This window comes from Mesorhizobium sp. B2-5-7, assembly GCF_006440875.1.
GTDB lineage: Bacteria > Pseudomonadota > Alphaproteobacteria > Rhizobiales > Rhizobiaceae > Mesorhizobium > Mesorhizobium australicum.
The window spans coordinates 645,783-660,732 of record NZ_VFUO01000002.1 but is presented as its reverse complement, the minus strand read 5'-3'; the positions used below and the strand labels follow the sequence as shown (position 1 = coordinate 660,732).

At 63.8% G+C, this 14,950-nt stretch carries 12 protein-coding genes and 1 tRNA gene; 9 read left to right on the top strand and 4 right to left on the bottom strand.

What is annotated here, in order from left to right:
* Nucleotides 1-66: 66 nt before the first annotated feature.
* Nucleotides 67-2,799 (top strand): preprotein translocase subunit SecA, encoded by a 2,733-nt coding sequence (gene secA, locus FJ543_RS10665; RefSeq protein ID WP_015315583.1) that lies wholly within the window; start codon nucleotides 67-69, stop codon nucleotides 2,797-2,799.
* Nucleotides 2,800-2,854: 55 nt separating this feature from the next.
* Here the strand turns inward: secA and FJ543_RS10660 are convergent, their stop codons facing one another.
* The gene (locus FJ543_RS10660; RefSeq protein WP_140874997.1) at nucleotides 2,855-5,440 is read right to left on the bottom strand and encodes an AAA family ATPase; all 2,586 of its coding nucleotides are present in this window, start codon (nucleotides 5,438-5,440) and stop codon (nucleotides 2,855-2,857) included.
* Between the two features lie 213 nt (nucleotides 5,441-5,653).
* On the opposite strand from FJ543_RS10660, the gene FJ543_RS10655 reads away from it, so the two are divergent.
* From FJ543_RS10655 to FJ543_RS10630, 5 genes are all read left to right on the top strand, one after another.
* The gene (locus FJ543_RS10655) at nucleotides 5,654-5,926 is read left to right on the top strand and encodes a DUF4242 domain-containing protein (RefSeq protein ID WP_023770749.1); all 273 of its coding nucleotides are present in this window, start codon (nucleotides 5,654-5,656) and stop codon (nucleotides 5,924-5,926) included.
* Between the two features lie 427 nt (nucleotides 5,927-6,353).
* Nucleotides 6,354-6,851 (top strand): hypothetical protein, encoded by a 498-nt coding sequence (locus FJ543_RS10645; RefSeq protein WP_015315580.1) that lies wholly within the window; start codon nucleotides 6,354-6,356, stop codon nucleotides 6,849-6,851.
* Nucleotides 6,852-6,912: 61 nt separating this feature from the next.
* Entirely contained in the window at nucleotides 6,913-7,119 is a 207-nt protein-coding gene (locus FJ543_RS10640; RefSeq protein ID WP_015315579.1) for a DUF1127 domain-containing protein, read from the top strand.
* Nucleotides 7,120-7,273: 154 nt separating this feature from the next.
* A complete protein-coding gene (locus FJ543_RS10635; RefSeq protein WP_015315578.1) occupies nucleotides 7,274-8,674 on the top strand; it encodes a lipopolysaccharide biosynthesis protein in 1,401 nt (466 codons plus the stop codon).
* Complete coding sequence (locus FJ543_RS10630; protein ID WP_140874995.1) at nucleotides 8,674-9,954, top strand: GNAT family N-acetyltransferase; 1,281 nt, start codon at nucleotides 8,674-8,676, stop codon at nucleotides 9,952-9,954. The genes FJ543_RS10635 and FJ543_RS10630 overlap by 1 nt, the downstream gene beginning before the upstream one ends.
* Before the next feature lie 200 nt (nucleotides 9,955-10,154).
* Here the strand turns inward: FJ543_RS10630 and FJ543_RS10625 are convergent, their stop codons facing one another.
* Nucleotides 10,155-11,690, bottom strand: a complete 1,536-nt coding sequence (locus FJ543_RS10625; RefSeq protein WP_140874993.1) for an FAD-dependent oxidoreductase — start codon at nucleotides 11,688-11,690, stop codon at nucleotides 10,155-10,157.
* A 47-nt stretch (nucleotides 11,691-11,737) separates the two neighbouring features.
* Between FJ543_RS10625 and FJ543_RS10620 the strand changes: the two genes are divergently transcribed.
* Nucleotides 11,738-12,205 (top strand): MarR family transcriptional regulator, encoded by a 468-nt coding sequence (locus tag FJ543_RS10620; protein WP_015315575.1) that lies wholly within the window; start codon nucleotides 11,738-11,740, stop codon nucleotides 12,203-12,205.
* A 461-nt stretch (nucleotides 12,206-12,666) separates the two neighbouring features.
* On the opposite strand, the gene FJ543_RS10615 is transcribed toward FJ543_RS10620, so the two are convergent.
* A tRNA-Leu gene (locus tag FJ543_RS10615) sits at nucleotides 12,667-12,751 on the bottom strand.
* 179 nt (nucleotides 12,752-12,930) lie between these two features.
* Between FJ543_RS10615 and FJ543_RS10610 the strand changes: the two genes are divergently transcribed.
* Nucleotides 12,931-13,515, top strand: a complete 585-nt coding sequence (locus FJ543_RS10610) for a YqaA family protein (RefSeq protein ID WP_140874991.1) — start codon at nucleotides 12,931-12,933, stop codon at nucleotides 13,513-13,515.
* An 85-nt stretch (nucleotides 13,516-13,600) separates the two neighbouring features.
* On the top strand, nucleotides 13,601-14,119 hold the full coding sequence (locus FJ543_RS10605; protein ID WP_140874989.1) for a disulfide bond formation protein B: 519 nt from the start codon (nucleotides 13,601-13,603) through the stop codon (nucleotides 14,117-14,119).
* A gap of 157 nt (nucleotides 14,120-14,276) precedes the next feature.
* On the opposite strand, the gene FJ543_RS10600 is transcribed toward FJ543_RS10605, so the two are convergent.
* Nucleotides 14,277-14,834 (bottom strand): HNH endonuclease, encoded by a 558-nt coding sequence (locus tag FJ543_RS10600; protein ID WP_006328497.1) that lies wholly within the window; start codon nucleotides 14,832-14,834, stop codon nucleotides 14,277-14,279.
* Between the last annotated feature and the right edge of the window lie 116 nt (nucleotides 14,835-14,950).

Sequence of the window (14,950 nt, the reverse complement as noted above, 5' to 3'; positions counted from 1 at the left end):
CGTGGATGTGATGGGGCCGGCCGGCGCCTGTCTCAAGATTGAGAATTCTATCGAAAGGACCATTGGATGGTCAGTCTCGGCGGTCTCGCCCGTAAGGTTTTCGGTTCCTCCAACGACCGTCGGGTCAAATCGACCCGCCCCCGTGTCGAGGCGATCAACGCCATGGAAAACGAGATGCGGGCGCTCTCCGATGCCGAGCTTGCCGGCCGCACGGAAAAATTTCGCCAGGATATCGCCAACGGCGCCAGCCTCGACGATCTGCTGATCCCAGCCTTCGCAACCGCCCGCGAGGCCGCGCGCCGCGTGCTTGGCATGCGCCCCTTCGACGTCCAGCTGATCGGCGGCATGGTGCTGCACAATGGCGGCATCGCCGAGATGCGCACCGGCGAGGGCAAGACCCTGGTCGCGACGCTGCCGGTCTACCTCAACGCGCTCGCCGGCAACGGCGTCCATGTCGTTACCGTCAACGACTACCTCGCCACCCGCGACTCCGAATGGATGGGCCGCGTCTACAAATTCCTCGGCCTCTCGGTCGGCGTTATCGTCCACGGCCTGTCGGACGAGGAGCGTCGCGTCGCCTACGCCTCCGATGTCACCTACGCCACCAACAACGAGCTCGGCTTCGACTATCTGCGCGACAACATGAAGTACGAGCGCGCCCAGATGGTGCAGCGCGGTCACAATTACGCGATCGTCGACGAGGTCGATTCCATTCTGGTCGACGAAGCGCGCACGCCGCTGATCATTTCCGGTCCGCTCGAGGACCGTTCGGAAATGTACAACACCATCGACACCTTCATCATCCAGCTGCAGCCGCAGGATTATGAGATCGACGAGAAGCAGAAGACCTCGATCTTCACCGAGGAAGGCACCGAGAAGCTGGAGAACATGCTGCGCGATGCCGACCTGCTCAAGGGCGAGTCGCTCTACGACGTCGAGAACGTCGCCATCGTCCACCACGTCAACAACGCGCTGAAGGCGCACCGGCTGTTCCAGCGCGACAAGGACTACATCGTGCGCAACGGCGAGATCGTCATCATCGACGAGTTCACCGGCCGCATGATGCCCGGCCGCCGCTATTCGGAAGGCCTGCACCAGGCGCTTGAAGCCAAGGAACACGTGGCGATCCAGCCGGAGAACCAGACGCTTGCTTCCGTCACCTTCCAGAACTACTTCCGCCTCTACAAGAAGCTTTCCGGCATGACCGGCACGGCGCTGACCGAAGCCGAGGAATTCGGCAACATCTACGGTCTCGAAGTCACCGAGATCCCGACCAACCTGCCGGTCATCCGCAAGGACGAGGACGACGAGGTCTACCGGACGGTCGAGGAGAAGTACAAGGCGATCGTCAGGGAGATCCGCGAAGCTAGCGCCAAGGGCCAGCCGACACTGGTCGGCACGACCTCGATCGAAAAGTCCGAGCAGTTGGCCGAGCGCCTGCGCAAGGAAGGCTTCACGGATTTCGAGGTTCTGAACGCCCGCCATCACGAGCGGGAAGCGGCAATTGTCGCCCAGGCGGGCAAGCCCGGCGCCATCACCATAGCCACCAACATGGCCGGCCGCGGCACCGACATCAAGCTCGGCGGCAATGCCGAGATGCGCATTGCCGAGGAGCTGGGCGACATGCCGGAAGGCCCCGAACGCGAAGCGCGCGAAAAGGAAATCAATGCCGACGTCGAGCGCCTGAAGGAAAAGGCGCTGGCCGCCGGCGGCCTCTACGTGCTCGCCACCGAGCGCCACGAGTCACGCCGTATCGACAATCAGCTCAGAGGCCGCTCTGGCCGCCAGGGCGACCCCGGCCGATCGAAATTCTTCCTGTCGCTGCAGGACGATCTGATGCGCATCTTCGGCTCCGAGCGCATGGACGGCATGCTGCAGAAGCTCGGTCTCAAGGAAGACGAGGCCATCATCCATCCCTGGATCAACAAGGCGCTGGAAAAGGCGCAGAAGAAGGTCGAGGCGCGCAACTTCGACATCCGCAAGAACCTGTTGAAATATGACGACGTCTCCAACGACCAGCGCAAGGTGGTGTTCGAGCAGCGCATCGAGCTGATGGACGGCGAGGGCCTTTCGGAGACCATCGGCGAGATGCGCGCGGGCGTCATCGACGAGATCGTCGCCAAGGCCATTCCCGAAAACGCCTATGCCGAACAGTGGGACGTCGCCGGCCTGAAGGCCGAGGTCGCCGAATTCCTCAATCTCGACCTGCCGATCGAGGATTGGGTGAAGGAAGAAGGCATCGCCGAGGACGACATTCGCGAGCGCATCTCTCAAGCCGCCGACGCCGCGGCAAAAGAACGCGCCGACCGTTTCGGTCCCGAGGTGATGAACTATGTCGAGCGCTCCGTGGTGCTGCAGACGCTCGACCATCTGTGGCGCGAGCACATCGTCAATCTCGACCATCTGCGTTCGGTCGTCGGCTTCCGCGGCTACGCCCAGCGCGATCCGCTGCAGGAATACAAGAGCGAGGCGTTCGAGCTGTTCCAGGCGATGCTCGGCAATCTGCGCCAGGCCGTCACCGCGCAGCTGATGCGCGTCGAACTGGTCCGCCAGGCCGCCGAAGCGCCGCCGCCTGAAGCGCCCGACATGTTCGGCACGCATATTGACGGCACCACTGGCGAGAATGATTTCGAAGGCGGCGAAACGGCCCTTCTGGTACGCCAGGAAAGCACCGCCATCGTCGCTCCCGAGGACCGCGACCCTAACAACCCCGCAACCTGGGGCAAGGTCGGCCGCAACGAAGCCTGCCCCTGCGGCTCCGGCAAGAAATACAAGCACTGCCACGGGACTTTCGCGTAAAGACCTGCAGGATCGGTGTTCCCCGGACTTCTGATCCGGGGCGGCTCCCATATTGTCAGATCAGCCCGGAATCGCGCGCCGCGGCGGTTGCCTCGCCGCGCGAAACGGCGTCCAGCTTGCCCAGCACCGCTGAGACATGATGATCGACGGTCTTCGGTGAGATGGTTAGGTGCTCGGCGATTCTCTTATTGGAGAAACCGCGCTCGATCAGGTGCAGAACCTCCATTTGGCGAAGCGTCAGGCCAGCGTGATTGGCGCGTGTGCTCTGCCGCGGTCCCCTGGCGATGTTATGGACGCCATTCTGCCGCATGACGGCGCGGACGTGCTGGGCCACCGGCCGGGCACCGAGCCCTTCGAATATGTCCAGGGCCAGGCGCAGCGCCGGCTCGTCGCCGTACAGCAGGGCGAGCGCCCGTTCGAACGGAGCGCCCAGCCGGGCCCACAGCATCGCGGCACCACGCCAGTCGCCGGTGAGCAGCAGGCGATAGGGCTCCGCCATGCCGGTCGTGTCGCCAGGATCGCTTTCAGGTGACAAGAGCAGCCGCCAGACGGCCAACTCGGCGAACATCGCCCTCGTCGGCGACAGGCTTTCGGCCAGATCGATCAGGCGAAGTGCCTCTTCGGTGTCGCCTTGCCCGAGCCATGCCAGTTCGGCCATCGACGCCGTGTAGGGGACCAGCCGCTGCAGCTCCATTCCTTTGTCTAGGAACCGCTTCATTTCGTCCAGCAACGGCGCGGCCGGATCGCCTCGTCTTATGCGCAATTTCGCCAGCGCGACCAAGGATGGGTAACGCACCAGGGCCGTGGTCGCACTATCGTCGATGACGTCGTGAGCCATCGCGGCCGCATCGTCCCAAAGGCCGCGTCGCAAAAGCAATTGCGCCTGCACGCCCCGCATATAGTCGCGCCAGGTCGCGAGATCATTCTCGACGCAATAGGCAATGCCCCGGTCGAGAAAGGATTGCGCCCGGACAAGGTCGAGCTGGTTCATTTCGGCGCAGGCGCAATTGGTGAAGCCGCGTGCGGCGTGCTCCTGGAAATTCTGCCCGAGCGCGATGTCAAGGCTGCGGGCGAGGTGCAGACGGCCCTTGGCCAGGTCAAGCCACTGCTCGGCGGAGCCAAGATTGTTGAGCGCATGACAGACTATCTCCGGCTTGTTCAACCGTTCGGCCAAACCGACTGCCTTGCAGCCGAGCAGCAGCGTCTCGTCGAGCTTCTCGGCCAGCATCGCCAGCTGCGAGAGATTGGAATAGGCCATGGCAAGCTCCGGACTGGCCGGCGCCTGTTCCAGCAATTCCACCGCCTGTGCCCCGAACAGGTCCGCCTGTTCTCGGTCACCCACCAGATAGGCGAAGCGCGACAGGCATCTGAGGCTGTCGCCCTCCCTGAGCGTGTCGCCCAACGCCTGCTGCAACCGCCGCGCCTGGCCCTGCGCCTCGATGGCCATATCGATGCGGCCGATCAGATGGCATTCAAAGGCATAGCCTTCGTAAAGCCTCGCCCGGTCGCCCATGGGCAGGCTGTCGGCGTGCCGCAGGGCGACCTCGTAATAGCCGGCCGCATCGCGATGCGCGCCGACGCGGGAAGCCTCGCGCGCCGCGAGCGGGGCAAGCTCGCGCACCGCTTCCAAATTCTGGGCCTCCACCGCATGGTGGACAAGTCTTGCCGTAGCCACCTCGGCGTTTTCCTGCAGTGCGGAAAGCGCGCGCTGGTTGAATTCGCGCCGATGGCTTGGCGTCAGCGCCATCTCGACGGCGCGACGGGCGATCTCGTGGCGGAAGGCATAGCCATCGCCGAGATCGTCGAGCAGGCCGTTCGAGACACATTCCGCCAGTTGGCCTGCGCTGGCGACACCACAGAGGCCGCGCAGCGCCCAGACATCGGCGCGGCGTGGAAACACCGACACCGCGTCGAGCATAGAGCGCCCGCCCGGCGACAGGCGCTCGGCACGCGCCAGCACAGCGTCGCGGACGCTGGCCGGCGGGATCATCTCGCTTTCGGCAGCCAGCAACTCGGTGACGAAGAAGGCGTTGCCCGCGGTGGCGCGATAGATTGCGCTGCCGTCGCGGTTGGCGGCTTCGGCAAGCGACAACACCGCCGCTTCGCTAAGCAGCGGCACTTCGATACGCTGGACGTTGGCGGCCGGAATTTCACCGAGCACCCGACGCGCGCGCATCTGCCCTTCGCTGCGGTCGGTGCGTGCCGTGAACAGCACCAGCATATGCGTGTTGGCGATGCGTCGGCCCAGGAAACGGACGAAATCCAGGGTCGCGTCGTCGGCCCAGTGCATATCCTCGATGACCAGCAGGCCCGGCCGAGACCTCGCCTCGAAAACCTCGAGAGCGTCTGAAAACAGGGGCAGCCGCTGGCCTTGCCGGTCATCGATCGCCCGGGGCAGTGCCCACTGCGCATCCCGGGCCAGATCGTAGAGCGGTCCCAGCGGATCGGGGATCGACAGATCCTCGCAGGCGCTGCGGAATATGGAAACGTGCTGCCCAACACCGCTTACGAACGCCTCGACGAGTGCCGTCTTGCCGGCGCCGGCCTCGCCCAGCAATGCCGCCACGCGGCCGCGACCGCGCGCCGCCGCCGCGAGCAGTTCCTCCAACTGATCAAGTTGCGCCTGCCGCTCCAGAAGCATCGTTACTGGCCCATGAGTATCGTCGTCTGCCCCATCCCCCAGGATACCCACGCTTCGGTATCCGCAGTGTGGCTCCAAGATCGAACGTCGAAAACATAGGGAATCGTCCCGCGAAATATGGGGAAAGGCTCCGATGCGCGCTTTCGAAGGCCATGGTTTTTCTCCGACCGCGCTCATTTCGAGCGTGAATCAATCGTAAAAGGAAGCCATTCCATGCCTCGCTATCTGATCGAACGGACATTCCCCGACGGACTCAACCTGCCGATGAACGACATCGGCGCAACGGCGCTTGGCGGCATCATCATGCGCAATGCCGAGAAGGGGGTCACCTGGGTGCAGTCCTTCGTCTCGCCCGACAAGAGCAAGAGTTTCTGCATCTACGACGCCCCCTCGCCGGAGGCCATCCGCAGCACGGCGCAGAAGAATTCCCTGCCGGTGGACAAGATCACGGAGGTGAGGGTCCTGGACCCCTACTTTTATCGCTGATCCAATGGAGCAAGGATGGAGCCATGAGCGTGAAATTGTCCTGGGCAATGATAGCGGGCGGTTTTCCCTGTTGTTCCCTCCCGAAACGGCCGCCGGCATGGCGTTCGACCCTGCACCCCACCGGCGCGGTCTCGCATCGCGGATTGTCTCCGCGCTGCTATCGCCATTGCGAGGCCGGCGCGGGCGCCTGCCTCCGCAAGACGATTATTTGAGACGGGACGTCGGTCTGCCGGAGCACGAGATGCGGCGGGACTACTGGGAATATTGGTGGTGGCACCAATGAGACCGCGGTCCGGTTAGACGGGATGGACGAGGATCGAACCCGTCCCGTACTGCCAATCCCATGCCGCGGGCGTCTGCAGCCAGGCCTGGCCTTGCTGGCCGGCCTGGGCGCCTGCCGGATCATCAACAATCAATGGAGAACAAAATGAACGTCAATTTCTGGCGCCTTGCCGCGCTGTTCATCACGTCGATCGCCTCCACCGCCGCATCGGCGGGGAAGGACAATCCGCTTGCCGACGAGGTGCGGGCGGCCAACAGCCGCTTCGTGAACGTCGCGGCGGCCACCGCCGAGGGCTATGCGCCGATTCCTTGCGCCAGTGGCATCACTGGCGGCGCCATGGGCATTCATTACGTCAATGGCGCCTATCTGAAGGACGATGCGATCGACCTCGCCAAGCCGGAGGCCGTGATGTACGAGCCGATGTCCGATGGCACGCTGAAGCTGGTGGCCGTCGAATACATCACCGCGAAGGGTCCGGCCTCGCTCGGAGGCCAGTTGTTCAACTTCAACAGCGCTCCCAACCGCTATGGCCTCGGCCCTTTCTACGAACTTCATGTCTGGGCCTGGAAGCAAAACCCGACCGGCGCCTTCGCCGACATGAACCCGAACGTCTCGTGCGACGCCATGAAAAAGGCCGACTGACGGCACCCGGCCTGCCGGTCCAGTCCCGGCAGGCCTTTCGCGCGCATCGCGAGGAGAAATCATGCCCGAAATCGATGTCGTCCTGGCGAGGCCGCGCACCCGGCCTTCGCGCCTGATGGCCGTTACCGCTTGGCTTGCACACGGATGGCACCTGCGGCATGGCCGGCGTCGCTTGGAGGCCATGCCCGGTTTCATGCTGAAGGACATCGGTATCAGCCGTTGCGCGATCGACCATGTCGCAACGCGCGGAGAGGCGCGCCGCCGGTAGATCCGACTGGGCGACAAACGGCGCCGCGCCTGTGCGGCACCTTCACCGTTCGTCGACCCTCAGCCATTACGCACGCCCTCCCCACCCACGCTTTCTTAAGGTGTCTTCGCTACACCAAAGCCTGAAAAGAGGCGGAAAACGGAGAGAAATCGGGGTGCGCTTTTCCGCGGCCACGACTGCCGGGCGGTTCTTGCCGCAGCGTTTGGCGCTGCGCGTGGAGCCTTTGCTTGGCCGCCTCGACGCCGTGCTGTTCACCGCCGACGAACGCGGCGAGGCCGGCCGCATGTCGGTCATCGCCTTCTCCATCCGCATCGTCAGTGCCGTCATCGCCTTCATCAGCCAGGTGCTGATGGCGCGTTGGATGGGTTCCTTCGAATACGGCATCTTCGTGCTGGTCTGGGTGACGATGGTCATCGTCGGCAACCTCGCCTGCCTCGGCTTCCACACATCGGTCATCCGCTTCATCCCCGAATACCGCGAGCGCGGCCTGATGGATGAATTGCGCGGCATCGTCGTTGCGAGCCGCCTGTTCGTGCTGATCGCCTCGACGGTCATCGCCGGGCTCGGCGCCCTCGGCGTCTGGCTGGCCGCGCCCTGGATCGAAAACTACTACGTGATACCGTTCATCCTCGGCGTCATCTGCCTGCCGATGATCGCGCTGTCGGATTTGCTGCAAGGGCTGGCGCGCGCCAATTCATGGGCATTGTTCGCGCTGTCGCCGACCTACCTGATCCGGCCGGTGCTGATCCTGCTGTTCATGGCGCTGATGCTTTGGGCGGGCTACGCCGCCGACGCGCGGACGGCGATCTTCGCCTCGATCGCCGCTACCTACGCCACCACGCTGACCCAGCTCATCGGGGTCACCCAGCGCATGGAAAGGCAAATTCCGGCCGGCCCGATGAAAGTGCATTTCGCGCAATGGTTCGTCGTCTCGCTGCCGATCTTCCTGGTCGAGAGCTTCTTCTTCCTGCTCACCAACGCCGATGTGCTGATGGTCGGCGCCTATATGGATCCCAATGACGTCGCCGTCTATTTCGCCACGGTCAAGACGCTGGCGCTGGTGCATTTCGTCTATTTCGCGGTCAAGGCCGGCGTTGCCCAGCGCTACGCGCAGTTCACCCATGGCGAGCCGCAAAAGCTTGCCGCCTTCGCCCGCGAGACGGTATCGTGGACCTTCTGGCCCTCGCTGCTGATGGCTTTCCTGGTGCTGGCGCTGGGCGAACCGATGCTGGTGCTGTTCGGCCCCGAATTCACATCGGGCTATCCGCTTCTGTTCCTGCTCGTCTTCGGCGTCGTGGCGCGCGCCGCCGTTGGCCCCTGCGAAAGCCTGCTCACCATGAGCGGCAACCAGAATGTCTGCGCCGCCGTCTATGCCATGACACTGGCCTTCAACATCGGGCTCAATGTGGTGCTGATCCCGCTTTTCGGCCTGTGGGGCGCAGCCATGGCCACCGCCTTTGCCATGATCTTCGAGGCCGGCGCACTGTCCTTCACGGTCTGGCGCAAGCTCGGCATCGTCATGGCGATCTTCGTGCCAGCCAAAGGAGCCGCCTGATGGCCGCCATCCCTCTGCTCGAGGAAACCAGCGGCGGTCCCGCCGGCGCCATGGTGTCCGGCCTTGCCGGGCTGGCGCGCGACGCCGATCCCGCTCATATCGAGATCCTCGCCAACAACCGGCCCGAGCGCAAACTCGCCATCTACCCGGCGTCGGCCGGCTTCGACCTGGTCGAGGAACTGGACTATCTCTGCGCCCGCACGATCGAGCCGAACGTCTTCTTCAACCCGCGTTTCCTGGCGCCGGCCATGCCCCGGCTGGAAGATCGCGAGGTGCGCCTTGCCGTGATCCGCGACGGCGATGAATACCGCAACCGGCTGCGGCTGCTGGTGCCGATCTCGGTGGAACGGCCGGTGGTGCCGCTCGGCGTGCCGGTCATGCGCACCTGGTCGAGCCCATTCGGCCCGCTCGGCACGCCGCTGATCGACCGCGACGATCCGGTCGGCGTGGTCGAGGACTTCTTCTCGATGCTGTCGCGCCCGCATCTCAAGCTGCCGAAAGTTCTGGTCCTGCCCGACATCAGGCTCGACGGTCCGGTGTCGAGCCTGGTCGCCACCGTGGCCGAGACGCGTGGCCTGGCGCTGGTCACCACGGGCCAGACTTCACGCCCGGTGCTGGAGAGCGAACTCGACGGCGACGATTATCTCAAGGCTTCGCTGCGCGCGCACCACTATCGCGAATTCCGCCGCCTGAAGCGGCGCCTCGGCGATCTCGGCAAGCTCGAACATGTCGTGGCACGCGGCCCCGAGGAAATCCGCCACGCCATCGAGCACTTCCTGACGCTGGAGGCGTCCGGCTGGAAAGGCCGCGAGCGCACCGCCATGGCGATCGACCGCTTCCGCGCCGCCTTCGCCCGCGAGGCGGTGCACCGGCTCGCCGAACAGGACATGTGCCGCATCCATTCGCTGACGCTCGACGGCCGCACCATCGCTTGCCTGATCGTCTTCGTCGAGGCTGGCGTCGCCTACACCTGGAAGACGGCCTATGACGAGAGGCTGGCCGCCTATTCGCCGGGCACGCTGCTGATGATCGAGGTCACCAGGCAGCATCTCGACGATCCCAACATCATGATGACCGATTCCTGCGCCGTGCCCGACCACCCGGTGATGAGCCGGCTGTGGAGCGAGCGCAAGCCGGTCGGCACATTGGTGATCGGGTTGACAAGGGACGCCGACCGTCTCGCCCGCCAGGCCGCCTCGCAGCTGCATCTCTACCGCGAAACCCGCAACATGGCGCGCCTGCTGCGCAACCGGATGAAGAGTTTGCTCAGACGGCGCTAGACCCGCGCTGGGGTGGGTGATGCAAAACCGTAGATGGCGACAACCTGCCCGGTGGGTCGCACTACTGGTCGGCCTTGCAATCCCATTCAGAAATGTCCTCTGGCATGGCGGGCCTAGGACAGTCGAACGGCCGACATGCGTTCCAGCGGCTGTCGTGTCCGGGGACGGCCTCCGCAGGCCGTCCTGATCTCGCAAGTCCGTCATGTTGGTGCAACGTCGACCCTCCCGTTTGACTGAGAGCAGGCGTTCTCGGAAGGAAGTACCTTCGCCAGATAGTCACCGACCAGGGTGGAACTCGCGGCATCGAAAGTGGCGCCGACATAGCCGTCCGGCCGGATGAGCAGGCAGCCGCCCTCGGCCAAGCTGAGCTGATTGGAGGGGTCGCGCAGTTCCGCGCCTTCGCCCACCGTGACCACTCGCAGGCCCGCGCGCGCAGCCACGATCGGCCAGTAGTCAGGGCTCGATAGAAGCAGGGTCCAGTGCATGCCGGTCATCACGTCGAACAGACGGCGGGGCTGTCCAGCGGCGCCAGTTAGGGTCGCGTCCGGCATGCGCTCACCGGCCCGCGGGCGTATCGTCTGACCACCTCCGTCGTGAGAAAGTGATGAGTGGGGATAGCCGATGTCGAGCTGATGTGTGTCGCGGCCGCGCCGCATGCCGCCTTGTTCGCGCTGACGGTCGAGCAACTGGGTCGAAAGCCCCAGGACATCCGCCGCAACGGCGCGTCGCTCCTCCTCATAGGTGTCTAACAGCCCTTCGGGGGCGCCAGCCAAGACTGCGGCCAATTTCCAACCGAGATTGTAGGCGTCCTGAACGCTGGTGTTGAGGCCCTGTCCGCCCGTTGGCGGATGGATATGCGCGGCGTCCCCGGTTAGCAAAACCCGTCCGACCCGGTAGCGGTCAGCCAGACGCGCGTTCATCGCGTAGGCGGATGCCCAGGCCACGGACTGAACATCGATGTCGCTACGGCCAGTCCGCTCGGCGATCATCCGCGTCAATCCATCCGCGGAAAGGTCAGGCTCGCCGTCCAGCGGGATCGGCGCCTGCACCTGGAACAGGTCCGTGCCGGCGAGCGGGCAGATCATGACGAGCCGCTCCATGTCGCCGTCATTGAACTGGTGCCAGGCAGCGCGGTCGAGTCCGCTCAGATGGGCATCCGCCACGATTGCACGGACACCCAGCGTCTTGCCGGGAAAGTCGATGCCCAGCGCACTGCGGATCGAGCTGCGGCCGCCGTCAGCACCAACCAGATAGCGCGTATGGACCCGCTCCTCGCCGCCAGACGACTTAAGGCGGGCGCTGACGCCATCATCGTCCTGCTCGAAGTCGATCAATGCGGTGCCGAACTCGACACGATGGCCCAGCTCCGCGAGGCGCTCGCGCATCACGCCCTCTGTAAGGAACTGCGGGATCATGAGCGCGATGAAATAGGGGACGTCGGGCGAGGGTTCGGGCGCTTCGAAAACTGCCTTTTCGTCATAGCCGCCGTCGCTGCGATACTCCCTCATCGGCGGATAGACACCGCCGGCTGCCATGATGCGGTCGATTATGCCCAGATCCTCGAACACCTCCTGCGTGCGTGGCTGCAAGCCCTTGCCGCGCGAGCCGGCGAAGGGACGTTCCATCTGCTCAACGATGCGGAACAACACGCCTCGCCTCGCCAAGTCGATTGCCAGCGTCAGCCCGGCCGCTCCCGCGCCGCAGATCAGGACGTCAATTTCAGCTCGCTCTTCCATTTTCGGCTCCAATGTGCATAATGCACATATTAAAGGGAGCCAAGCCGGTGTCAATAAAGAAAGTGCATAACGCACATATTAAAGTGTTGTTGCCCGAGCTGCATCGCTCGCTGATTGACATCGTCACCATCATGAACCGACCCGAGCGGGATGTGGAATTGCTCACCAAGGCGGGCCTCACGCTCGAGCGTGCCCTCTTCCCGCTGCTCGTTCTTGTCGAGAGACTTGGCCCGATCGGCGTTGTCGATCTGGCTGGCCGCGTCGGTCGCGATTACACGACCGTCAGTCGACAGGTGTCACGACTGGAGGAGCTGGGACTGGTCACGCGGCGCTTGAGCGCCGCTGACAAGAGAGTTCGCGAGGCCGTTGTCACACCGCAGGGAAAAGCGGCGACGGACGCGCTGGATGCGGCGCGGGAGCAAATAGCCGTTGCGAAATTCGCCGACTGGGACCGCAAGGACTTCGACGATCTAGTCCGCTTGATGCGAATGCTCGTCGATACGATGAAGGATTAGACCATAACCCAACAGCAAGTGTCGCACGTTGCAAGGAACGACCTGCGCCCTCACTCAGTAATATGTGTCTTATACACACGTCTGATGAAAAGTGCAGCAGGCGCGACATGTCTGCTTACGCTGCACTTTCTCGACAGAAGCGAGCGGCTGAAACCGGCGCGCGCCTTGTTGTCGCCCACCACAGCGTGCCGAACGGAACGGCGAAGCGCTGGTTGGCGCGTTCGTCCGCCTTCGCCGACGTCGATTGGGGAAGGCCGCGGCCTGGGCAGAAATGGCCGGCCGTTTGCCGCTGCTTTCCGGCGCCGAAGAGGATCTGGTTTGCGAGACCGGATTCTCGGATGTCGAGCTTCTTCTATGCCGCCTTCTCGTTCCGTGGCTAAGTGGCGGCGGCAAGCATGGCCTGAGCGCCTCCCGCGATAACTGCCCCCAAAATGGCTAAGCTTTGCTCTGATTTTGAAGGATGGTGCCCCTAGCCGGGATCGAACCAGCACTCCTTGCGGAACTCGATTTTGAGTCGAGCGCGTCTACCAATTCCGCCATAGGGGCTCAGGCCGCGCGGCCTGGATGGGCGCGGACTATACGGTCGGAGGCCTGTTCGTCAACAGGCCAATTTCCAAACCAGCCTCTGCCGCGACCAGACGGCACCTTTCCAATTTGTAAGACCGCAGCCATTGTGCAGCGCGAAAAACCTTTCTAGACAGACGGGCCGTTCCATAGGAGAGCCGATGCTTCGCGGACTGTATGACTGGACCCTGTCGCTGGCGGCGCGCAAATCCGCCGAATGGTGGCTGGCCTTCATCGCTTTCGTCGAGAGCTCGGTGTTCTTCATACCGGCAGACGTTCTGTTCCTGCCCATGGCGCTGGCGCGCCCGGAACGCGCCTATCGCTACGCGCTGACCGCCACCGTTGCGTCCGTGCTGGGCGGCATCGCCGGCTGGCTGATCGGCTACTATGCCTACGACACAATAGCACGGCCGATCCTGGAGCACTTCGGCGGCCTTGCCACGTTCGAGAAGTGGCAGTCTTCCGGCACCGGGCTAATGCTGGTGCTGCTCGTCACATCCGGCGTTGCGCACCTGCCGCCGATCAAGGTGGTCACTATTCTGGCCGGCGCGCTCCACATCAACCTTGTTGTCTTCACCGTCTCGGCCATCATCGCGCGCGGCGCCCGCTTCCTGCTGCTGGCGTGGCTTTTGCGCCGCTATGGCGAGCCAATCCGCGAATTCATCGAAAAGCGCCTGGGCCTGATCGTCGGCGCCGCCGCTGTCGCCCTGATTTTGCTCTATATTCTGATCAAATACGCCCTCTGAGGTTTGATGCTTAAAACCGCGCAACGGTTTTGGCGGCGCGGCGAGCAGACCTTGCGGACGGCGAACACAACGGACGAAAGACGCCATGACAGCGACCATGAATGCCGATACCGGCCGCCAGCGGACACGCGCGGCCCTGTTTCTCGCCGTCGCGATGGCAGCGACCGTTGGCTCGGCGCTCGGCTTCCAGCACATTGGCGGCTACATCCCCTGCCACCTCTGCCTGGAACAGCGCACGCCGTATTACATCGGCGTGCCCTTGATGGTGCTGGCGGCGATCGCATCGATGCTGCGCGCACCGGCATGGGTGACGCGCGGCCTGCTGGGCATTGGCGGCCTCTTGATGCTGTACGGGCTCTATCTCGGCGTCTATCACTCCGGCGTCGAATGGGCCTGGTGGCAGGGCCCGGCCGATTGCACCGCGGGCGCCGGCCCGGTCGACACCGGCGGCAAGGGCGTCCTCGACGCGCTTGACAAATTCGTGCCGCCCTCCTGCGACAAGGCCGCCTTGCGCATTCTCGGCCTGTCACTGGCCGGCTGGAACGCCATTGCCAGCCTTATCCTCGCCGCCGTCGCCTTCCGTGGCGCGCTGGCCCGCGATTGAGCTACAGAGCCGACGCGAGATCGTTCAAAGAATTCGGCAGGCTGTGTCGCATGGAGTGACTGTCGAGAACCGAAGCGCAGCGGACATTTGGTCCGTGAACATCGGAAGCGCAGACAATTGCTCCAGACGGCCAACCTCCCGAATTCTTCGAACGAACTCAAGGCTCCAGTTCGACATCCCAGTAGAGATAATCCATCCAGCTTTCATGCAGATGGTTGGGCGGGAACAGGCGGCCGTTATTGTGCAGATCATGCACCGTCGGCTGAAACGGCTTCTGCAGCGGCCACATCTTGGCGTGAGCCGGCATCATGCCGCCCTTCCTCAGATTGCAGGGCGAACAGGCGGCCACGACATTCTCCCATGTCGTGGCGCCGCCACGGTGACGCGGGATGACATGGTCGAAGGTCAGGTCCTCGGGGGTACCGCAATACTGGCACTGGAAACGGTCGCGCAGGAAGACGTTGAAACGGGTGAAGGCCGGATGCCTGGACGGCTTCACATAGGCCTTCAGGCTAACCACGCTCGGCAGCTTCATCGAGAAGGTCGGCGAGGATACGGCGTGCTCGTATTCGGCCACGATGTTCACCCTGTCGAGGAACACCGCCTTGATGGCGTCCTGCCAGGACCAGAGCGACAAGGGGTAATAGCTGAGCGGACGGTAATCCGCATTCAGCACCAGCGCTGGAAGCCCATCCGGAGATACGGCAACCGTCACCTTGTTGACCTCCTAGTTCTAGAACCGTTCGGCGTGGATACTGTAAGCCTGACATGACAGGGATGTGAAGCGGATTGTCGCTGGCACGAAGCGCCAAAAACACATGATTTTTAGGC